This is a genomic window from Aeoliella sp. (genome assembly GCF_965227375.1).
Taxonomy (GTDB): Bacteria; Planctomycetota; Planctomycetia; order Pirellulales; family Lacipirellulaceae; genus Aeoliella.
On the sequence record NZ_CBDDFX010000002.1, the window covers coordinates 2,480,555 to 2,501,754 of the forward strand.

Annotated in this window: 14 protein-coding genes and 1 riboswitch; of the genes, 3 read left to right on the forward strand and 11 right to left on the reverse strand. The window is 60.4% G+C overall.

Features of this window, described 5'->3' with window-relative positions:
* Positions 1 to 279: 279 nt before the first annotated feature.
* Positions 280 to 2,457 carry an SPFH domain-containing protein gene (locus ACQK2L_RS22765; protein WP_425399348.1) on the reverse strand — a complete coding sequence of 726 codons (2,178 nt, stop codon included), beginning with the start codon at positions 2,455 to 2,457 and terminating at the stop codon, positions 280 to 282.
* 200 nt (positions 2,458 to 2,657) lie between these two features.
* A riboswitch (cyclic di-AMP (ydaO/yuaA leader) is annotated at positions 2,658 to 2,839 on the reverse strand.
* Positions 2,840 to 3,029: 190 nt separating this feature from the next.
* Here ACQK2L_RS22765 and ACQK2L_RS22770 point away from each other — a divergent pair.
* On the forward strand, positions 3,030 to 3,452 hold the full coding sequence (locus ACQK2L_RS22770; RefSeq protein WP_425399349.1) for a hypothetical protein: 423 nt from the start codon (positions 3,030 to 3,032) through the stop codon (positions 3,450 to 3,452).
* Between the two features lie 34 nt (positions 3,453 to 3,486).
* On the opposite strand, the gene ACQK2L_RS22775 is transcribed toward ACQK2L_RS22770, so the two are convergent.
* From ACQK2L_RS22775 to ACQK2L_RS22800, 6 genes are all read right to left on the reverse strand, one after another.
* The gene (locus ACQK2L_RS22775) at positions 3,487 to 5,862 is read right to left on the reverse strand and encodes an FAD-dependent oxidoreductase (RefSeq protein WP_425399350.1); all 2,376 of its coding nucleotides are present in this window, start codon (positions 5,860 to 5,862) and stop codon (positions 3,487 to 3,489) included.
* A 252-nt stretch (positions 5,863 to 6,114) separates the two neighbouring features.
* Entirely contained in the window at positions 6,115 to 6,771 is a 657-nt protein-coding gene (locus tag ACQK2L_RS22780; protein ID WP_425399351.1) for a nitroreductase family protein, read from the reverse strand.
* 68 nt (positions 6,772 to 6,839) lie between these two features.
* Complete coding sequence (locus tag ACQK2L_RS22785; protein WP_425399352.1) at positions 6,840 to 7,634, reverse strand: ZIP family metal transporter; 795 nt, start codon at positions 7,632 to 7,634, stop codon at positions 6,840 to 6,842.
* Between the two features lie 417 nt (positions 7,635 to 8,051).
* Positions 8,052 to 8,708: a DUF4956 domain-containing protein gene (locus tag ACQK2L_RS22790; protein ID WP_425399353.1), complete on the reverse strand. Its 657-nt coding sequence runs from the start codon at positions 8,706 to 8,708 to the stop codon at positions 8,052 to 8,054.
* 13 nt (positions 8,709 to 8,721) lie between these two features.
* Positions 8,722 to 9,501 (reverse strand): polyphosphate polymerase domain-containing protein, encoded by a 780-nt coding sequence (locus tag ACQK2L_RS22795; RefSeq protein WP_425399354.1) that lies wholly within the window; start codon positions 9,499 to 9,501, stop codon positions 8,722 to 8,724.
* Positions 9,498 to 10,451: a DUF1559 domain-containing protein gene (locus ACQK2L_RS22800; RefSeq protein ID WP_425399355.1), complete on the reverse strand. Its 954-nt coding sequence runs from the start codon at positions 10,449 to 10,451 to the stop codon at positions 9,498 to 9,500. The genes ACQK2L_RS22795 and ACQK2L_RS22800 overlap by 4 nt, the downstream gene beginning before the upstream one ends.
* Positions 10,452 to 10,776: 325 nt before the next feature.
* On the opposite strand from ACQK2L_RS22800, the gene ACQK2L_RS22805 reads away from it, so the two are divergent.
* Positions 10,777 to 11,289 (forward strand): GNAT family N-acetyltransferase, encoded by a 513-nt coding sequence (locus tag ACQK2L_RS22805; RefSeq protein WP_425399356.1) that lies wholly within the window; start codon positions 10,777 to 10,779, stop codon positions 11,287 to 11,289.
* Between the two features lie 67 nt (positions 11,290 to 11,356).
* A complete protein-coding gene (locus tag ACQK2L_RS22810) occupies positions 11,357 to 12,436 on the forward strand; it encodes a sialate O-acetylesterase (RefSeq protein ID WP_425399357.1) in 1,080 nt (359 codons plus the stop codon).
* Between the two features lie 17 nt (positions 12,437 to 12,453).
* Here the strand turns inward: ACQK2L_RS22810 and ACQK2L_RS22815 are convergent, their stop codons facing one another.
* From ACQK2L_RS22815 to ACQK2L_RS22830, 4 genes are read right to left on the reverse strand one after another with little or no spacing between them, the layout of a single operon-like run.
* Positions 12,454 to 13,929 (reverse strand): DUF1501 domain-containing protein, encoded by a 1,476-nt coding sequence (locus ACQK2L_RS22815; RefSeq protein ID WP_425399358.1) that lies wholly within the window; start codon positions 13,927 to 13,929, stop codon positions 12,454 to 12,456.
* Positions 13,930 to 13,958: 29 nt separating this feature from the next.
* Complete coding sequence (locus tag ACQK2L_RS22820; protein WP_425399359.1) at positions 13,959 to 16,862, reverse strand: PSD1 and planctomycete cytochrome C domain-containing protein; 2,904 nt, start codon at positions 16,860 to 16,862, stop codon at positions 13,959 to 13,961.
* Between the two features lie 36 nt (positions 16,863 to 16,898).
* Positions 16,899 to 18,383 (reverse strand): DUF1501 domain-containing protein, encoded by a 1,485-nt coding sequence (locus ACQK2L_RS22825; RefSeq protein ID WP_425399360.1) that lies wholly within the window; start codon positions 18,381 to 18,383, stop codon positions 16,899 to 16,901.
* Positions 18,384 to 18,387: 4 nt separating this feature from the next.
* Positions 18,388 to 20,862 carry a PSD1 and planctomycete cytochrome C domain-containing protein gene (locus ACQK2L_RS22830; protein ID WP_425399361.1) on the reverse strand — a complete coding sequence of 825 codons (2,475 nt, stop codon included), beginning with the start codon at positions 20,860 to 20,862 and terminating at the stop codon, positions 18,388 to 18,390.
* Positions 20,863 to 21,200: the final 338 nt, after the last annotated feature.

The following is a 21,200-nucleotide window of genomic DNA, read 5'->3' on the forward strand; positions in this document are numbered from 1 at the left end:
GGCGGGAGGCGGAGGGGGGAGCGTCGCGCGGCTTTGCTGACCGTTTAGCCGCCGCGCGACGCGGGGGACAGCAGTGTAAATCGGCTGTCGATGCGGCCCGCTGCCGACCAGTTTCCCGTAAACATCGACGCTAGCAGTTGTGGCTGGGTAAACCTTACTGGCAATGCCGGTGGTAGGCCCTTCGGGCCTAGGAATCGCCGGTTTACTGGCGTAGCAGGTCCAGTTTGGCGGAGGCGCCCCCGAAGGTTCGGCGAGCGCCTCCTCCAATATGCCCAACCGTTACGCTTTCGCTTCGGTGGGCACCTCGCTCACCAGTTGCTCAGCGTACGACTCCAGCTCCTTCCGCTCGCTGGCGTCGCCGCTGAGCTCGAAGCCGGATCGCTCTGCCACCAGCAGTTCGATCAGCGTGCTGAGCAGCCCTCCGGGGGAATTCACGCCGCCGCTCTGCTCGGTGCCGCCGGCCACGAACAGCCGCTCGGGCACCAGCGGTTGCGCGCTGTGCGACAGGTTCTCGGCCGCCTGCGTCAACGCGTACAAGCGGGGATCGCCGAATGAGCCGATTCGCTTCAGCAGCACCGAAGCCTCCGCGAGACCCACCTGCGCCACGCGCTGCGCCTGGGCTTGGCCGGCCAATTGGTCGCGTTTGGCCTCCGCCTCGGCGACCACCACGGTTTGCTCCGCCTCGCGGCGCGAGCGGGCCAATTCGGCGTCGGCCACCACGACCGTCTGCTCGGCTCGCTTGCGGGCCTGAGCCAAATCAGCCTCGCCCTGGCTTTCGGCCACCTGCACTCGCGAGCGCGAGTTGGTGATCTCGGTCTGCATGTCGGCCAAGGCTTCCGCCTCGTACAACACCCGGCGTTTATCGGCCGCGACGCGCTGCTGGGCGAACGTCTCAACCTGCTCAGTGGAGAGTTGCCGTAAACGGAGTTGCTCCAAGAGCGTCTCGATCTTGTCGTCACCTTCGCGCGGGTCGGGCTTGCCGATCAACACGTCGACGCACTCGATGTCGAAGTCGTGGAACTTGTCGCGGAGTTTCTTTCGCGCCTCTTCCTGGATCGACTGCCGGTCGTGCAGTAGTTCAAGCATCGTCTTGGTGTGGGCGATGTCGCGGAAGAACGCGCTGAGCATCGGATCGAGCGTCTGCGTGATCAGTTTCTTCACGTCGCCAAACCGTTGGATCACGCCGGGAGCGCGCTGGTAGTCGATGTGCACCACCACCGACAGCGGTAGCAGTGGTTCGTACGCATCCTTCGTCACCAGGTCGATCGACTTCAGACTCTCGTCGAAGCGATGAAGCTCGGTCTTGCCGGTGATCCAATGCAACACGAAGTTGGTGGTCGGCACCAGCACCACGCTGCCGGCCGATGTGTTGAACGCGTACTTGCCTGGCCCCAGCGGGCGTTCGCGGACGCCGCGTTCGCCTTCGCCGACGCGCTCGCCGTGCCGGAATCCGGCGCCGGTGACGTCCTGCCCTTCGCGGCCGTAGTAGCTGACCACCACGCCCACCGATCCGATCGGCACGACGGTTTTGGGGATCAACTCCACCGACGCGAACCAGCGGTTGAGAAAGTAGGTGCCGTCGGTGAGCGGAACATACTGCCGGCCGCGGCGACCGCCGGAGGCCAGGAACGCTTCGGGATCCTGGTAGTTGTTGTGGTAGTGCAAGTCGCTAGACGTGGTGCCGACCGCCGGGGCGATGATCTCGCCGGGTGGCAGCGACGGTCCATCGTGCACGGTGACGATGCCGATGCTGTCGATTTCGCGGCATCCGCCCTCCTCTCCGTCGCCCACAAACTGCACCCCGCGGCCAATCACCACGGGCCGGAACCCATCCACGTCGGCCAGCGCGTCACGCCAACCATGGATGGCGGCCGTTTCGTTGCGGTCGAGCAAATGGCTCAGCGTGTGGACCTTCGACTCGGTGATCACCGTGAACACCGCCAGGTTAATCGCGTACACCCCTTCGCGCAGAATTGCCCGCTGGCGCCCGCGCTGACCGCGGATCTGGCCGATGAGAAACTCCGTCGCGTCCTGATAGTCGTTGCACGCGACCACGCGGCCGAGCGTTTGGCTCGACGGCAGCGGCTGACCATCGCGGGCGTAGACGTAGGCAATTTTGCCCTCCGAGACGGTCACCAACCGCACCTTGTGCACCGCGTACTGCCAACGCCAATAGCCCCAGTGAAGACCACCACGAAGCAAGCGGGCCTGGTAGCCGGCCTCGCCGTTCATGGCGATGATGCGGCCTTCGCCGACGTAGCCTCTGCTCGACCACAGCTTCTCGACAATTCCGACGCGGTCGTTAGGGATGTAACGCACGGTGAGCCACAAGAAACCCAGCACAAACAGCGGCACTGGCAAAACAAGCAAGTGCCATGGGCTGAACCAGGCAAACCAACTCGCGTCTTCCGTGGCCGCTAACAACAGCGGCGACTCAACAGCACCAACAAGAGACATCTTACGAGCCTTTCCGTTGCCCCGAGCGCAGCGTGCCGCGTGCGCGCAGCATGGCCGCTGGTGGAATGCAAAAGTCCACGCACCGACGCTTGCCACTGCAGCGACGCACCGAACATGGGAGCAACAAAAAATCGAAGCGCCAGAGAAATGGTGCCTCGTCGCCAGCGGTGGGCGACCAAGATACCCTTCCAATTGGCCGGACCACACGTCCGACCGGCCGACGAGGTTAGCTGACGGGCTAGAGCTGGAAAGTGCTCCGACTCGCACACAGCGAATCTGCGCCCCGGGAAGCGATGGTCAGGCAAACACGCCACACCGCCGACTTCCAATTGGGTCCCCCGTATCCACGTCCTGGCGACGCGGAATTAGGCTACTGGGGCGCAATTTATACACGCTGGCCGTGGAGGGCAAGAGGGCAATATTACCTCGGCTCCCCCGAATGGGTTATGCTGGACGGGGGCGCAGCGAACGGTCGAGCAGTAATAGCACTGCTGGTCTATACGCCACTCAACGCGGGATAGCGTTAGGGCGTTTCTGGGAAGCAGATCGCACCCGAGAGGAGGCCATCAGAAATGAACCTGGAAGAGTACAGTGATATCGGACTTAAACTGCTCTGCCCATCGATTCTGCGGATCAAAGAGAGAACTCCGAATCTGTACGCCGAGTCGCAAGGCGGAAGTTCGACAATGGTGCTTCTGTTAGATCCGCCCGGTGCGGTTTGGAGAGAATGGCGGAATCTCGTGCGCGCTCCGTTGGGGAAGAATCCCATGCTAGAAACGACAATCCTGCGGCAAGGCGAAGTGAATTTACCTTACGATGGATACGAGATCGTTACCCAGCAACGCGTCATCGCCACAGGCGACCAGAGTTTTGGATGGGCGATGGTGCTATCGCCACGGGACAAGCGTGTCGTCTGGACTATTGAGGACGATGGAGAATTTAAAACCAAGAAGGAAATGTGGACGGAGGTCGTTAGATCATTGCGGGTCGAGTGAATCATACGGCTGGGTGTTACCAGATTGCGCACCTCTACTCCTTCACCGGCCCGTAGAATTCCACTTCCCACACACGCGAGATGTCGTTCTGGGTGTTAAGGATGGTTAACCGGACGCGCTGGGTTTTCACCGAGTCGAATTTGGTGGCCCAGTTGATCGCCTTGTTGGCTTTCACGTCCACGCCGGTGGTTTGCCATTCGGTGCCATCGAAGTATTCGAGTTTGAAGTCTTCGATGGGAGCGTTGATCTCACTGCCGGTGTTGTAGCCCGAGACGATGCGGGCGGCGCCGACTTCGATGGGCTTGTCCCACTCGAACTCGACGACATGCGGCAGCTCACTGCGCTCGAGCCAGCGATTGCCGTTGGTATCGACTCGGCCGTTGCCATCGTTCAGCAGCAAGTAGGACTTCACCTTGTTGGTGGCTGCTGGCACTTCCACCTTGGCTTCACGCGCGAGGTTTTCGCCAGCCGACTCGAGCCATTCGACGACTTCGAGCACCATTCTCTCCGATCGGCCGGGGCCGGGGCTGTCGGTGGCCGGCTTGCGCCCCATGCCGCTTGCCATGAGCACCTGCATCTCGCTGAAGTGATCCTGGTACACGCCGCGCGGCGTGGTGTTGTGCTTCTTGCACAGGCCGGCGGCCATGCCGATGATTTCTCCCTGGCACCCACAGGTTCGCATCACGCGCACGGCACCCAGGGCGTCGTGCGTCACGCTGATGCAACGGCCGGCCATCAGCAGGTTGTCGATGTTGCGAGAGTACAGCGAGCGATAAGGGATCCAGAACGGCCGTTGTTCGGCCCGGGCGGGGAAGTCGCCGTGATTTGCCTTGGCGATGAACGCGTCGCCTTCGAATCCCTTGTTGTACCGCTTGTCGGCATAGTGCAAGTCGTTCGACCATCCGGTGGGCACGCACCCGTCGAGGAATTGGCGATCGGTCTTCAGGTCGTTCAGGTTCAGAACCACGTCGCCCATCAATCGGCGCGACTCGCGCTTGCCGAGAATGTACGCGCACCAGTTCAGTTCGTGGTTGGGCAGCACCTTGTCGACGTTTTTCATCGCGTCCCAGGCGCCGTACATGGCTCGGAAATTCCAATCGCGGACGTATTCCATTTCCTTGATCGGATCGCGATCGAAACCGCTTTCCCAGTACCAGCCACCGAGCTTCAACGGATTGGGTTTGTCCTTCGACCGCCCCGGGAACGGCTTGTCCGACAGGTCCAGCGCCCACGGGCAGCGAGGAAACGGCACGGGCTCATCCGACACCTGGGTGCCGGTGTTGATGGCGTTGAGGTCTTTGCACTCGCAAACGCTCCACAGATTGCAGGGACCCATGTGGTCTTCGGCCTGCATCTCGAAATCGGCGCCGGCCAAGGCGCCGACGCAGGCGTCGCCTGTGCAGTCGGCGAACAGGTCGGCCTTGAAGCGGAACCGCTTTCCGGTGCGAGTCTGTTGAGCGATCACCGCGTTGATGTGTCCATCCTCGGCCTCCACGCCATTCATGCGATGCTCGAGGAATAGATGAATGTTGGGCTCCGCCTGCACAACGCCCAGCTTCTTCTCGTCTTCGTAGATCTCAGCCGTGTTATCGGCGCCGTAGTGAGCGGTCTTTTCCTGCTCAAGTTCCGCCACCACGTCGCCGATCCGCGGCCACGGCACCTTGTTTCGCGCGCCTTGCAGCCACACGCGAACTTCGGAGCTGTTGTTACCGCCCAAGACGGGACGATCCTGAATCAACGCGACCTTCAATCCCATCCGCGCGGCCGACAGCGCGGTGCAGGTGCCTGCGATTCCCCCGCCGGTGACCACCAGGTCGAACTCTCCGGCGAGTTGCGGTTCAGCTGGCAGGCCGAGGCACACACGGCGGAATTCGGCCATCTCGGGATCGGCATTCGGCGGCACGAAGTCCGGATCGCGGGCGAGCAAGATGGCGTCGCAGCGCCCTTCGAAGCCGGTCAAGTCGTGCAGCACCACGTCCGTTTCGCCGGCGGGCAACTCGATCGAACCACCATCTTGCCAGTGCCATTCGGCGCCCACGGTGCCGAACGTGGTCTGCAACGTCTTACCATTGATCGCGACCTGAAACATGCCAGGCGTGCCGGGGGCGTTCCAGCGAGCGACCCAGTCCTTCGTGCGAACCCACACTTTGTAGGTGCCGGCCTTGGCGATCTTCACCTTGGTCACTGCGTCGTCCACTGGCTTGCCCAGCCCGTGAGCCAGCAAGTAGGGCGACCCCATGTTGTCCATGAACTGCGGGTCGAGCGCCCATCCGCCGTGCTGATCGAAACCTTCCGCCTCGATCAACACCAACGAGTCATCGGCAGCCACTGCTCGCTCGGTCAACAGCCAGCCCAAAGAAGCGACCACCATGAGGACCAGCAGAATACGCTTCGTGTAACAACTGCGCATGAAAACCACCTTGGCAATTGGGATCGGAACTCGATAGAAGAGTACACCGTGATCGGGAGTGCACGAATGGGGGGCTCTGTATTGTCACGAGGTTCCGCGCTGCCCGCAACTGAAGAAGTCACATCGGAACGAGAACGCCCGAGAAATGCCCTGCGACTTTCCGGGTTTTGCGAACTGCTTTTCGGGAAATCGGACTTCGTCGACACTGAATGCCGGCTCTCTCGATTTCAAGAGCTTCGACGCTCAGTAGCTCTAATCCATCGAAACCCACCGCGACCACGCGCTGACTGGCCCTTGCTTGCCGCGATTCGCTCCTGGTTTGGTGGGCACGGACTGCGTATCGGTGGGGAACAAGAACACACCACCCAGCAGCACTTCGCGCGGGTCGATGGCTGTCCACTCGTAAACTTGCAGGCTGCGGAGCACTCCGCCGCTGGACCAGTAGGAGTTCCAACCCGCGGCGGTGGCCAAGAGCAACAGGTTTTGCGTGGCGGCCGAGGCGGCGGCGATGTGTTCCATGTTCCGCTGAGTCGGCGCGAACTGCTGAATCTCCAGCGGCGGGTCGTGAGGGTCGGGCAGCCACGTGACCACTGCCATGGCGTCCGCCGTGGCAAGCATCTTGGCAATGTTGCCCGATTCGATTTGCTCCGCCTGGAGCCGCCCGAGCAGTCGCCGACAGTTCTGGCCGTCGAACAAATGGAATCGCCACGGGACGGGCGAGGTGAGGGGTTCGTCGCGGTGGAGAGTGTCGGCCGGGAAGTGGAACGGCGCGCAACTGGCAGCCTCGAGCAACTCGGCGAGTCTCGCGCGCGACTCGGGCCCCGGCGCCTCCCAGGGATGCTCCGGGTCACCAAGCACCTTGAGAGTATGCCGGGCCTTGATCGTCGATTGAAGGGAATCGAGGTTCATGGTTGGAATGATAAACGAGTCCGGCTTGCGGCTACAGGGGGATGCACTCGGTGGTTCGCTCAGCATGATCACAACTGGTGGGCTTCGCCGACGATCCAGCGGACCAGGCCGGTAATGGCGAGTCCTGCGATCAGGGCCACGTAGCAACTGGGGCGGCAGCAGTGTTGAATGAGTGTCGCCCGCTTCATCTCGTGCAGCGTGCCCATGTAGAGAAACGTTCCGGCGCCGAGCGACAGGACGACCGCTTTGACGACGAGCGCCGAGTCGGTGATGTACTCCTCGGCGAGACCACCGGCGACGATGCCGAGCGGCGTGATCGAAGCGAACGCGGTGAACAACAGTAGCGTTTGCCCGCGCGAGAGCGTGCTGCGGACCATCGCCAGCGCGAGTGCGAATGCTGCGGTGCCCTTGTGCAGGATGATGGCGATGAAGATGAGTGCGGCCGCGTCGGGATCGCTCATGCCGAGCATCGCCCCCAGAAAGAACGACGGCATGGCGATCATGGCGGTCAGGACGATGGGAATCGCCGCCGGTAGCGTTGCGCCGGGCGACGCGGGCTGTTCGTGCGACACGTAATGCCCGCTCAAGTGCTCCATGGCGAGCATCGCCAGGAACGCCACGATGGCGATAGCCGACGACCAGGGATAATTCATATCGGGCACCGCCTGACGAAACACCACAAACGCCGACGGCAACATCATCGTGAGCGAAAGCGCGAGGAACACGCCCGACGAAAAGGCCTCGCCGAGCGGAAAGCCCTCGCCCAACCGCGCCCGCTCCGGGCGGGACAGCGGAATGTAACCGCCAGCAAACGCGCATAGGAGGATGATCACCAGGTAGACCCATTGCAGAGCGGTTAGCATGATTTGTCTTTCTGGCGATTTTTTTGGGGTGGTATTTAGAACATCTAGCGATTGTGTATGCGACCTATGCCAACGATTACCACTTTCTTTCTCGCTGGTTGTAGTAATCTTACACACTCATGGGAAAATGCGTGTGCCGTTAGATGGGTGGGCAGAATACTCCGGGCGGTGAGGCGTCCGGTGGTGGATTGTGTCCGCCGCGGCGATTTGGGTTTTGTCCCCTAGAAGAACATGTGGGGAACAACGCGCGAGGTTTTGTCGCACCCCCCGAATGGTATTACCGAAGAAACAAGGGTTTTTACGCCCGGACGGGCCCAAAACGCTTGGGGTTTTGGGCCAATGGATCGTGTAGTGGGACAAAACGGACAACACCGTTTTGCGTCCCGTGGATTCTGTCGACCGAAACAAGAAGGAGAATTAGAGTCGCTTGCCGCGGCGGGAGATGTTGACTCCGTCGACGTCCTGCACCGATTGTTGGTGGGGGTGGTAGAAGATGGTGATGGTCACGCAGTCGCGGACCAGGTCGATCTTGCCGATTTCGAGCCGCGAGATCGTTAAACCGGTCCGCTCCTCGAGGTCGGCCAGCAGTTCCTCGTAGCGATCGGGATGCACGAGTTCCATCTTCTCGTACAGGACCTCCTCTTGCGACTCCTGGCGCAACAGCGGCATCGATTCAAGCCACGCCGGCAAAGCGGTCATCACCGAGTTGGCCATGATCAACTCAAGCCAGCTCACTTTCAGATTGGCGAGCGAATTAATCACGCCGATGCCGATCACCGTGAACAAGTAGGACATTTCGCGAATCGGCATGGTGTCGGTGCGATACCGAAGCACGCCAAAGATAGCGAACAGGCCCATCGCCATGCCGAGTTCGAGCTCAAGCTTCTTCAACGTAAAGCAGATGAAGAAGACCACCGTGCTCAGCATGTAAAACGTAAACAGATAATCCTTACTGCGAGAACGCCGATAGTAAACAAGCCGAACCAACACGGTAACGGTCAGCAGGTTGATCGCATAGCGACCAATCATCTTAATGAAATCATCGTCGTAGAGCGGTACTTCAAATAGCTCCATGAAAAAGCAACTTTCACAGGGTGTGCGAACCGATGGCCATCAACTTGCGTTTGAATCGGTTGCGTTTGAGATTGGGGTCGAGGATGGCGCTGCCGATGCAGTATTTGCTGAACCGCATAGGGCGAATGCCCATCTGCCGGAGGCACTGTCGAATGGGAGAGTTTCGTTGATTGCGTTCCTGCTTCACTTCGATGATCATCACATCGCTGAGCGGCTCATCGCGGCAGTCGTCGCAGAACCTGAGTTCCGTATCAATGGTCACCCGCTCTGCAATGCCGATGCCGGCGAGCGTAATACGAGAAAACAGGGTCCAAATCTGGGGCAGGAGTTGGGTGTACTTGGAGTTCGTGCGACCAAGAAGATCCCGCGAGTCGTCGTTCAGCTCTTGTTCGATGGTGGGGATGGCAATGCGTTTCTTGTCGGTCCTGCCACGATTGGTCTTCCGCTTGACCTCGAAGAACGTCACGCCCGAACTCTTGTATCGACGCTGGCGAAACTTGAGCCTGGTCCCCCGCTGATTGTGATGATCGAGGTAGCAGTCGCGGCGAAGAGTATCGAAGTAGAGCGATTCGTACGGCGAGCGCCGCAGCCCTTCCACTTCCAATACTTTGTAGGTGTCGCGCAGTTGAGCGAGGAGCGTTGGCAGCACCTGATCGCTGGCCACAAACTTGGTATCGACCCGATTCATCAGGCTCACCGAGTCCATCTCGCTGAGCGTAATGGGCGTCAACCTGGCCAACTCCGAGTCGATCTGGTCGGACAACGTGGTATCGCTGGAACCGGCATTAATCATTGCTGGAGCGCCTCGACGATCTCTTCGCCGTTCCGAGAGCAGTAGCAACGCAGCACACTAGGTTCCATGTCGTCGGTAAGAAAATGAACCGAGCCATCCGCCGCCAAAGCCATTGCACCACCCGAGTGATCGGAGAACACGCGCTCGTTCTCCCACACCTTGGGCGGTACTTCGTCGTTGATGCCCTTCTTGATATGCGTGATGTTGCCACCGAGCGCCCACGCGCCGGTCAAACCCTTCACTTCGCCTTGACTGTTAACGTCCGCTCCTCGCCCGGAGCACTCCACCACCATCAGCGTGTTCGACAACCCGTCGGTCACCTTCGCGGCAGTCACCGCAGGTGGGTCGATAAGCACGTCCTCTTTCTCGAGCCCCTTGGTGCCGAGCAACATGCCGCGCTGTGGTCCGTAATCCATGCCGGAGGCCGGGTTCGTCTTCTTTTTATCAGGTCCAGATACGCCCAGGTAGTCGATGCACCCCAACCCTTCGCCTTGTTGCCCGCCAAGACCTTGAATGAAACCCGCAGGCGAGCGATGCTCTTCGAGCGTTGCAGCACTCGGGCAGAGATAGATGGGAATCAACTGACTGGTCGCGGCGATGTTCTCCGGCGCGATCAGGCGGTAGTTGAAGTCAATCTTGTCGTAGAGCGCCTCTTGCTCGAGGTGATTGAGAATGATGCACGCCCACGCGTAGTCGTAGGTGTTAGCATCGGTTCTGGGGCCGGACCAGCGTTTGCCGGGGGGGAACTTCTTGCTGGTGCTTTCGAAGTTCAGAATGCCCAGCCCCACCTGGCGGAGATTGTTCTTGCAGGAGGAGCGACGCGCCGCCTCGCGGGCCATCTGCACGGCCGGAAGCAACAGGGCGACCAAGACCCCGATAATGGCCAGGACGACCAACAGTTCAACCAGTGTGAACCCGGATTTCGAGCGAGAAAGACGATGCTGTGGCAAGGGAGTTCCTCAAATAATGCCTGGGCGTGACATGGGTAGGCCGGTCACGCCGCACTTCTGATTCCGTTCGGCCTCTTCTTGAGATCTATTCTTAACAATTTCTTAACACCATTCTATATCCAGAAGACCGTTTGTAGCCAATTTTTTGGAAGTTCTTTTGTTCAGAAGAGGATTGACAGAGTCAACTCCAGTGAATTCGCGTGGTCAACCGCAAGGCCTTCCATCCAATTACCTTCGAACTGTGCCAGGACGGTCCAGTTGCCGTTACCTAACCGCACACTGGCACACCGCCAGAAAACACGAGCCATACTCCCCTCAACTACACATGAATCACCACATCACGATCCGCGACGAAACAGCGGCCGACATCGACGCGATTACCAACGTGACGATCGCCGCCTTCGCGACCTTGGACCTAAGTAGTCACACCGAACAGTTCATCGTCCGAGCATTGCGCGCTGCCAATGCTCTTAGTGTTTCGTTGGTAGCCGAATACAGCGGCGCGATAGTAGGGCATATCGCGTTCTCCCCTGTCACGGTGTCCGATGGCACGTCCGACTGGTACGGACTCGGCCCGGTGTCGGTGCTGCCTGAACACCAACGCCAGGGCATCGGCAAGGCGTTGGTACATAGCGGTCTATCACGGCTCGAAAAGTTGAATGCCAATGGTTGCTGCCTGGTTGGGTATCCGGAATACTACGGTCGACTTGGCTTTGAGAATCCAACCGACCTTTGTGTAGACGGAGTTCCTCACAACGCGTTTTTTATCCAGCGGCTGGCCGGCGAAACACCGCGCGGCCATGTCGTGTTCCACGATGCTTTTTCAGCAACTTCCTAATGGACGAGAAAATAGTCGTATAATGCGGGCTGAGTCTAACAAGCCGTCGATCATCCGGGAACATGTAATGAAGCTCTTTGCAACGATTGTCGCTGTGGTTTCGCTGCTGGCCGCTGCCGAGTGGGCCACCTCGGCCCAAGATGCTCCATCCAGTCCGGACAAGGTGCAAGTGTTCATCCTGGCTGGTCAGTCGAACATGGAAGGCAAGGCCTCGCTCGAAACACTTCGTCGCCAAGTGAAAGCAGACCGCACGAAAGAGTTGTTCGCGCCCTTGCACGACGGCCAAGGGAACTACCTGGTGAGAGACGATGTCTACATAACGTTCTTCGACCGGCACGGACCGCTGGAGGTTGGGTACGGCAGCCGTGGTCGATTTGGACCCGAACTGGGCTTTGGCTGGAAGGTTGGCGACGTCATCGATCAGCCGGTGCTGATTATCAAGGTCGCTTGGGGAGGCAGGTCGCTGTTCCGCGACTTCCGCCCACCTTCGGCGGGGATGCCGGAACAAACACGACTCGAACAAGACTTGCAAGCAGCACGCAAGAAGAACCCGGAGGCCACGCTCGACGACGTGCGCAGCAGTTATGGAAAGTCGTACCGAGACATGCTTGAGGAGATTGCTCGCGTTCGAGAGAACTACGAGGAACTCTTCCCCAAGCTTAGGGGCAAAGAGTTGGAGTTAGCCGGGTTCGTTTGGTTTCAGGGCTGGAACGACATGGTCAACGAAGAGTACTCGCGCGACTATGCCAGAAACATGATTCACTTCATTAGAGACGTTCGCGATGAACTAGAGTCCCCCAGACTACCGTTCGTTATCGGTCAACTTGGAGTGGGCGGCCCCTACACCGGCGACAATGCAAGGACCGACAAACGAGAACAGTTCAAGGCGAGACAACTCGGTGCGGGCGGGCTGCCGGACTTTGCAGGCAACGTCCAGGTGGTGAAGACCGACCAGTACTGGGACCCTGAAGCCGCCGAGGCGTTCAAGACTTGGCGCGACGACATCGACGCGTGGCGGAACTTCGGCGACGACCGGCCGTACCACTATCTGGGCAGTCCCAAGATCATCTACGAAATCGGCCAGGCGTTCGGCGAGTCGGCCCTAAGATTGAGAAAAATGGCTGCTGTGCGCCGACAAGCAAGCTAAAGCGCTTTCAAGTTCAGTTACGCCAGCATTTCCTTCACCACGCGCGCCGGCTTGACGCCGGTGAGTCGTTGGTTGAGTCCCTGGTAAGGGAAGATGAGTTTTTCGTGATTCAGACCCATCAAGTGCAGCAGCGTGGCGTGCAAGTCGCGAACCTGAATCGGTGTGCTGGTCGGGCTGTAGCCAATCGGATCGGTCTGACCAATGTGGGCGCCGCTCTTCACCCCTGCGCCGGCCAGCCAGATCGTAAACGCGTGAGGATGATGATCGCGCCCGATGTACCTCATTTTGCGACCGCCCCGATTCTCGCGCATCGGCGTGCGTCCAAACTCTCCGCTCCACACCACCAACGTTTCGTCCAGCAGCCCACGTTGCTCGAGGTCTTTCAGCAGGGCGGTCATCGGCTTGTCGATTTGCTGACACTTCCGAATGAACCCCGCGTTCAAGGCCTCGCCTTCGGCTGCGCCGTGCGAATCCCACCCCCAATCGTAGAGCTGAACGTACCGCACGCCACGCTCGACAAGCCGGCGAGCAAGCAGGCAGTTGTTGGCGAAGCTCTCCTTGCCCGATTCTATGCCGTAGGCAGCGTGGGTATGAGTCGACTCTTGGTTGATGTCCATGGCGTCGGTCGCAGCCATCTGCATTCGGTAGGCCATCTCGTACTGCGAGATTCGTGTGACCGTTTCGGGGTCGCCCACTTCCTGGTAGGCCGATTGGTTAATGCGACTGATGGCTTCGATCATCCTGCCGCGCAGTTCGCGATCGATGCCGTCGGGGTTCGACAGGAACAACACCGGATCGCCCTGCGAACGACATTGCACTCCTTGAAACACACCCGGCAGAAAGCCCGATCCCCAAACGCTCTTGCCAGCGCTGGGAGTCTTGCCACCAGAAACCAGCACCATGTAGCCCGGCAGGTTCTGGTTTTCGCTACCCAATCCGTACGTTACCCAGGAGCCAACCGACGCGTAGCCCAAACGCTGGTCGCCGGTGTGCAACAACAACTGAGCCGGAGCGTGGTTGAACTGTTCGGTCTGCATCGAGTGGACGAAGCAGACGTTGTCGACGACGCTCTCGAAGTTCGGCAGCCGATCCGAAACCCAAGTGCCCGACTCGCCTGCCTGATGGAACGGAAATACCGGCCCCAGGAGTTGCGGTGTGCCCTGGATGAACGCGAAACGCTGCCCTTCGATGAACTCTTGCGGGCAGTCCTTGCCATCGAGTCGCTCGAGTTCTGGCTTGTAGTCGAACAGTTCCAACTGGCTGGGCGAGCCGGCCATGTGCAAGTAGATCACCCGCTTGACCTTCGCGTCCCAATGCCCGGAACGGGGGCGACCTGGGTTCGCCGGATCGATCTGGATCTTTTCGGCCGACGCTTCCTGTGCGAGTTGACCAGCCAGCCACAGCGACCCCAGACCAGCCATTCCCTTGCCCAAGAACGTGCGGCGGGTTTGCGCCTGAAGCGTGTCGCGAACGTATTGCTGCGCGGGTTGCATGAAGTTAACTCGGAAAGGATGTCACTCGGCTACTTGGTTAACGAACCGTCGAGGTTGAGGATGGTGCTGGCCACGACCGTCATCGCGAACTGATCGGCGGAGTCATCCGGCGTGTCGGATGACTCCGAGGGGCTCTTCTGGAGTGCCTGCTCGTGCAACAAACACAACTCGTCGATCACCGCGTCGGCGGCTGGCTGGCCGGTTGCCTGGCGATAGGCCCACGCGATCTGGTCGCGAGCGTTGGCTCCTCCTTCGTTGCGAGCGCGCTTGGCGAACGAGTCGGCCAGTTCCATGAACGCGGGATCGTTGAGCGTTACCAAAGCCTGGAGCGGAGTGTTCGTTGCAATCCGCCGCGCGACACACACCTCGCGGCTATTCATGTCAAACGCCAGCATGCTGGGGTACGCACTGGTTCGCTTCCAGTACGTGTAGATGGCGCGGCGGAAACGGTCCTCGCCCTGCGAGGTCTGCCAACTACTTCCGTTGTAAACCGATTGCCAGACCCCGTCGGGCTGGTAAGGCATGACCGCCGGTCCGTACAGATGCTGCGAGTACCGCCCGGAGAGAATCAGCGCCTGGTCGCGCAGCATTTCGGCTTGCAAACGGCCCCTTGGACCGCGAGCGAGCAACTGATTGCGGGGGTCACGCTCCTGTAAGTCTCGGGACACGCGTGCATCCTGCCGATACGTGGACGATAGCACGATCTCCTTGAGCAACCGCTTAACGCTCCAGCCCAACTCTCCTTGAAACTGCATCGCCAGGCAGTCGAGGAGCGCCTGGTTGGAAGGCTCCTGCCCGCTGGCGCCGAGGTCTTCGACAGTCTCGACGATGCCGAGTCCGAACAACTGCTCCCACAGTCGATTCACCATGGTGCGACTGGTGAGTGGATTGCTATCCGATGCGATCCAGTGGGCGACGTCGAGTCGATCGGCCGGGCCGTCACTCGCCAGCGGCGGCATACTCGCCGGCACGCCTGGCTGCACCGTATCACCACGTTCGAGCCAACTTCCACCGACGAACACTTGCGTCGGGCGCGGCGCAACTGGGTCGCGTTCTTCAAGCACCGGAACAAGTGTACTCAGAATCGCACGCAACTGCTCACGGACGCTGCCAAGTTGGTCGCGCAGCGTTTTGTACTCTTGGCCATTCAGCAACGTTGACCACTGTGGATTCGTCGACACGCTGAATCTGCCCCGACGGATCACCTGCGAGGCCAGTCCCGACGTGTTGCGATTCTGGTGCAGCACCAAACGCAGTGTTTCCCCCTCGGCTAGGTGGAGAGGCTCGGCCAGCAGGAACACCGCATAGCGGGGGTGGTAGATTTTGGTGAACACCGACCAGCCACTATGGTTGTCGTGCAGACTGTCCTCCGGATCGAACTCGGGATCCAACTCGTCGCAAAAAGCAGCCTGCAAGGCAACTTCCCGCGTCTCCGTCCCGTCGCTGGAAACGACGAAGCACTGTAGTCGCGACAGGGCGAATCCCTCCTCAGGGATGCGTAGCGACTTCTCGGGATCCATCGGCAACGCATCAATCCGCAGGGCGGTGATCGGCTCTTCGCTGGAGGCGGCGCAGTCGATCGTATAGCGCGACCCTTGGGAGATGGTGCCGCCGGCGACCAACTCGTTGTGCCCATCCGACTCGCGAATGGTCAATTCGGCCGCCCCAGTCGATTTAGCACCGGTGAGTCTCAGATTGTCCCACTGACGAGCGTCCGACATCCCCTCGGAATACAGACGGAACAACTCCGTGCGAAGTTCCACCTGGCGCTGCTCGAGTTGCTCGCACTCTGCAACTTGGTCCTGCGCTTTTGGCACGCGAAGCACGGGGTAATCTTCGGGCAGGTCACAGTCTCGCGTATTGTTCAAAACCGCGAGGAACTTGTAGTACTCCTCGTGCTCGAACGCATCGTACGGATGCGAATGGCATTGGGTGCAGCCAAACGTCATTCCCTGGAACACTTGCCAGGTGGTGTTCACCCGGTCGACGACCGCGTTGAGGCGGAACTCTTCGTCGTCGGTGCCGCCTTCGGTGTTGGTCTGCGTGTTACGGTGAAAGGCGGTTGCCAGTCGGTCGTCGAGGCTTGCGTTGGGCAGCAGATCCCCGGCCAGTTGCTTGACGACAAACTCGTCGTACGGCATGTCGGCATTCAGCGCGCGGATCAACCAATCTCGGTAGGGCCAAATCTCTCGGTGCGGATCCTTCTCGTACCCTTGCGTATCGGCGTAGCGGGCCAGGTCGAGCCACATCGAGGCCCACCGCTCGCCGTAGGCGGGCGAAGCCAGCAGGCGGTCGACCACTTTCTCGTAGGCGTCGTCCGAGCTATCGGAGAGGAAGGAGTTCAACTCACTTTCGGTGGGCGGCAGGCCCGTCAGGTCGAACGTCACCCGCCGCAGCCACTGAGCTTTGGGCGCTGCCGGCGAGGGAGCCATGCCTTGCGATTCCAGCCGGGCCAGCACGTGGAAGTCGAGTGGGCGGTTGGGCCAGTTGGTGTCCCTTACCGCTGGCTCGGTAGTTGGCTCCGGCGGAACCAGCGACCAATGCTCCTGCCACACCGCGCCCGCGTCGACCCACTGTCGCAGCAGCGAGATCTCTTGCTCAGTAAGAGCCGGCCCGTGCTCGGCGGGTGGCATGCGATAGTCTTCGTCGGGGTCGGAAACCCGTTCGATCAAATACGACTGCTCCGTGCTTCCGGGAACGATGGCCGGCTCGCCGGAATCGCCTACGGAGAGCGCCGAGGTGCGGTACAAGAACGAGATGCCCCCCGCCTGTTTGGGACCGCCGTGACACGCGACGCACTTGGCAACGAGGATGGGTCGAATGTGCTCGTTGAACGAGATCTGCTGCGGCTCATCGGCCGACGCGTGAGGAACCGCGAGCAGCATCGCGATGAGCAACACAGCACAACCGCCGGCGCCAGGCCGGTGGAACATCGTTCGTCGTTGGATCACTGAGTATCGCATTCGCAATTACGCTAGAATCTCGTCGACAACACGCCCATGCACGTCCGTCAGGCGGAAATAGCGTCCTTGGAAGCGATACGTCAGCGCCTCGTGATTGATGCCCATGAGGTGCAAGATCGTTGCCTGAAGATCATGCACATGCACGCCGCCTTCCGCCACGTTGAAACCGAATTCGTCCGAAGCGCCGTAGGTGATACCCGGCTTCACTCCGCCGCCGGCCATCCACAGCGTGAAAGCATACGGGTGATGGTCGCGACCCCACCGCGGGCGGTCGTCGATGTTGCCTTGGATGAACGGCGTACGCCCGAACTCTCCGCCCCACACCACGAGCGTGTCATCCAGCATGCCGCGCATCTTCAGGTCGCGGACCAGCGCCGCACTCGGCTGATCGGTATCGACGCACTGCGTGTATAGTTCGGTCGTGATGGTATTGTGCTGATCCCAGCCGGCGTGCATCACCTGGATGAACCGCACGTCCCGCTCGGCCAGCCGCCGCGCCATCAGGCAGTTGTAAGCGAACGTACCAGGCTCGCGAACCTGCGGGCCGTACATATCCAGTATGTGATCCGGTTCGTCGGAGAAGTCGGTCAACTCCGGCACGCTGGTTTGCATCTGGTACGCCATCTCGTACTGCGCGATGCGGGTTTGAATCTCCGGATCGCCCGCCTGGGCGTGCTTGAGCGCATTGAGTTCGGCCAGGTCGTCCAGCATCGCGCGGCGGAGCTCCGGTCGGACACCATCGGGATTGCTCAGGTACAGCACCGGATCGGCGCTGCCGCGGAACTTGGCCCCCTGGAAACGCGACGGCAGGAAGCCGCTGCCCCAGTAGAAATCGTAGAAGATCTGCCCGCAGGTGGTTCCCTTGCTCACCGAAGTCATCACCACGAACCCCGGCAGGTCCTCGCACTCGCTCCCCAGCCCGTAGTTGAGCCACGCGCCCATGGTGGGACGCCCGGGGATCTGTGCGCCGCTGAGCATGAACGAGATCGCCGGGGCGTGGTTGATGGCGTCGGAGTGCATCCCCTTCAAGAAGCACAGGTCGTCGACGATCGTCGCGGTGTGCGGCATCAAGTCGCTCACCCAGGCGCCGCTCTCGCCGTACTGGTGAAACGGCTCGACCGGCGCGAGCATCAACTTGCCTTGCGCCTGCCCTGTCATCGTGCTGAATCGTTTGCCGGCGATCAGCTGATCCGGGACCGGCGTACCGTGCAGCTCGTGCAGCTTCGGCTTGTTGTCGAACATGTCGACGTGCGTCGGGCCACCGTTCTGAAAGAGGTAGATAATCCGCTTCGCCCGGGGAGCGTAGCTGGGAAAGCGGCTCCGCACCGCATCGAACGACTCCGTCGCCGACGACTCCTTGCCCATCAGCGACGCCAGCGCGGCCACGCCCACCGCACCGGCCGAGCGGCCGAAGAGCTGTCGGCGATTGATCGACAGCTGCCCTTCTCGCAGCGGCGATGGTGAATCGGGATGGAGTATGCGGTAACTCAATGGACTACTCTTTGGTAAGCGTCTCGTCTAGATTCAGCACGTTCAGGCAGAGCGAGGTCCATGCGGCGTGCTCCTCGGGCGGAAGCGAGTCGTCCCGCTTCGATTCCCCGAGCGCCAAAAACTTCTCCGCTTGCTGGGGATGCTCGGCATACTCGGCTTGGGCCGTTGCAAGGGTTCGTTTCCAGATAGCTAGTTCGTCAGGAGTAAGCTCCCTGGCCAGAACCCGCTGGGCTAGGTCCTGCAGCCTGGCGTTCTCGTCCTGGCTGGCTTTCATAACGTTCTCGGCCAGTTCCCGTGCGCTTTCGACGTAAGTGACGTCGTTCAGCACCGCCAAGGCGTGCATCGGTGTGTTGGTGCGTGCGAGGCGGACCTCGCACACCTGGCGCTTGGCTGAGTCGAAGAACACGGTCGGCCCCACGATGCGACGCCAGTAGACAAACAGACTGCGGCGATACAGTTCGTCACCCTGGCCGGCCTTGTGCACGCTGTTGCCAAACGTGGCCTCCGACCACACCCCAGGCGGTTGGTAAACGTTCACTGGCTTGCCACCGAGCTGAGGATTCAGCAGCCCCGAGACCTGCAGCGCCTGGTCGCGAATCATCCACGCGGGCAGCCGGAAACGAGGGCCTCTTGATAGGTATCGGTTCTCTGGATCGAGTTCGTACGACTCGCCCGAACGGTCGTACGAACTTCGGCGATAGGCGTCGCTGGTCACAATGATCCGCAGCAGGTGCTTGGTATCCCACCCCGACTCCATGAACTCTGCCGCCAGCCAGTCCATCAACTCGCCGTTGCTGGGACGTTCGGACTGAACCCCAAAGTCCTCCACCGTCTTCACCAGCCCGACGCCAAAGAACATCTGCCAGAAGCGGTTCACGGTTACGCGCGAGGTGAGGGGCTGATCGCGAGAAACGAGCCAGTTGGCCAGCGCCAGGCGATTGGGCTTTTGGCCTTCGGCAAGCGGTGGCAAGGTCGACGGTACCGCTGCGGGTACTTCTTGGGCCGGTTGGTTGTAGAGCCCTCGGTCGAGCACGTAGGTCGGCCGCGGCTCGGGCAAGTCTTCCATCACCATCACGCGGCACACGCCCTTTTCGATCTTGTCGCGGCGATCTCGAAGTTGCTGCCAGGAGTTGCAAAACTCAATCCACTCGGGCGACGAGTCCGCAAAGTGCTTCTTCAGTTTCTGCCAATCTTCCTTCCCTCGTTTCTCCAAGGGTTTTTCCATCACCGACTTTACCGTGTCGGGCAGTTCGACCTCCGACGAGGAACCGCCAGACGCTTCGGCTTTCGGCCAGAGACGCGATTCCATATCGGACAATTGCTCGTACGCTTCGTCGAGCGAATCTCCAACTAGCTGCAGGTCTTGCTGCTGCTGTGGAGTGGGAAGTCGCATCACCGGCTGGGTTTGTGGATTGCCTCCATCGCCGGTGACCGGTGTTTGATTGAAGAACGCAGTGAGCGAGTAATACTCCTGCTGGCTTAGCGGGTCGAATTTGTGGTCGTGGCAACGGCAACAGTTCAGCGTGAGCCCCAACCACACAGTGCCCATGGTCTCGGTCATGTCCATGACATAGTCGACCCGATTCTCCTCGGGTATGCGGCCGCCTTCGCCGTTGATCATGTGGTTGCGATTGAACGCCGTGGCGAGCACCTGATCGCTGGTGGGTTCGGGCAGCAGGTCGCCCGCGAGTTGCCAGACCGTGAACTCGTCGAAGCCCAGGTTGTCGTTGAACGCCCGCACCACCCAGTCGCGCCAAGGCCACATGGTGCGTTCCGCGTCGCCCTGGTAGCCGTTGGTATCAGCGTAGCGCGCCGCATCGAGCCAGTCCCAGGCCATTCGTACGCCGAATTGCTGGGAGGCGAGTTTTCGATCGACCAATCGCTCCCACGCATCGGGCCGCTCGTCTGCCAGAAACTCCTCCACCTCCGCAGGAGTGGGCGGCAGCCCGGTCAAGTCCAACGAAAGACGGCGTATTAGCGTCCGCTTGTCAGCCGCCGGAGCGACTTTCCAGCCGAGCTCGTCCAACTGCGCGTTCACAAAATAGTCCACCGGATGCTGTCCGACAGGCACCTTGGGCCGCTCCACCCGCTCGAACGCCCAGTGATTTCCCCACTCCGCACCTTCCAGAATCCACTGACGGATCGTTTCGATCTGCTGCTGGGTGAGCTTACGATGCAAGCTGGCCGGCGGCATCTGCATCGAGTCGTCGGTGGTAGTGATTCGATTCCACAACTCGCTCCGCGAGAGATCCTTGGGCACCACGGCTGCGTAGTCGCCCCGATCGAGCTTCACGCTCTCCTCTTGGTCCAAACGCAGATCCGCTTCCCGGGACCCTTCGTCCGGACCGTGGCACTGGAAGCACGCGTCCGACAGAATCGGCAACACGTCCCGCGAGAACGTGACGCGGCCCCAACTTGAAGCCGGCGCCAGCATCGCACTGGCCACGACGACCAGCCAACAGCGGGTGAGATTTTGCATCGAGAGCTTCCGCCTTCTCATCAATGCCACAAAGTCTCGCTTCCTCAAATGAACTCCCCCCAATTACGAGCAATTTTCATCATAGACCATGATGAAGCTCATCGATATTGTCATTCCACATCCTCTACAGTCTGGTACGGAAAAGACGAACTTCGCTGTCGGTTTCGACCACTCGACACCCCCAAACTGGTGGGGCCGTGTAGCTCTATCTTGGGCAACCGGTATTCACTAGTCTTTGGCGGGATGGCACCTAGAGCCGCAGTGGTACTACAGCCTCCTATTTTCACGAAGACCCGCTTAGCCGCGTCGCAAATGCAACGCGACTAAGCGGGCTCGGC

What these genes read in the sequence shown, in the direction of transcription:
- ACQK2L_RS22765 (WP_425399348.1), bottom strand. Translation starts at nt 2,457, where the DNA reads ATGTCTCTTGTTGGTGCTGTTGAGTCGCCGCTGTTGTTAGCGGCCACG.
- ACQK2L_RS22770 (WP_425399349.1), top strand. Translation starts at nt 3,030, where the DNA reads ATGAACCTGGAAGAGTACAGTGATATCGGACTTAAACTGCTCTGCCCA.
- ACQK2L_RS22775 (WP_425399350.1), bottom strand. Translation starts at nt 5,862, where the DNA reads ATGCGCAGTTGTTACACGAAGCGTATTCTGCTGGTCCTCATGGTGGTC.
- ACQK2L_RS22780 (WP_425399351.1), bottom strand. Translation starts at nt 6,771, where the DNA reads ATGAACCTCGATTCCCTTCAATCGACGATCAAGGCCCGGCATACTCTC.
- ACQK2L_RS22785 (WP_425399352.1), bottom strand. Translation starts at nt 7,634, where the DNA reads ATGCTAACCGCTCTGCAATGGGTCTACCTGGTGATCATCCTCCTATGC.
- ACQK2L_RS22790 (WP_425399353.1), bottom strand. Translation starts at nt 8,708, where the DNA reads ATGGAGCTATTTGAAGTACCGCTCTACGACGATGATTTCATTAAGATG.
- ACQK2L_RS22795 (WP_425399354.1), bottom strand. Translation starts at nt 9,501, where the DNA reads ATGATTAATGCCGGTTCCAGCGATACCACGTTGTCCGACCAGATCGAC.
- ACQK2L_RS22805 (WP_425399356.1), top strand. Translation starts at nt 10,777, where the DNA reads ATGAATCACCACATCACGATCCGCGACGAAACAGCGGCCGACATCGAC.
- ACQK2L_RS22810 (WP_425399357.1), top strand. Translation starts at nt 11,357, where the DNA reads ATGAAGCTCTTTGCAACGATTGTCGCTGTGGTTTCGCTGCTGGCCGCT.
- ACQK2L_RS22815 (WP_425399358.1), bottom strand. Translation starts at nt 13,929, where the DNA reads ATGCAACCCGCGCAGCAATACGTTCGCGACACGCTTCAGGCGCAAACC.
- ACQK2L_RS22820 (WP_425399359.1), bottom strand. Translation starts at nt 16,862, where the DNA reads ATGTTCCACCGGCCTGGCGCCGGCGGTTGTGCTGTGTTGCTCATCGCG.
- ACQK2L_RS22830 (WP_425399361.1), bottom strand. Translation starts at nt 20,862, where the DNA reads ATGCAAAATCTCACCCGCTGTTGGCTGGTCGTCGTGGCCAGTGCGATG.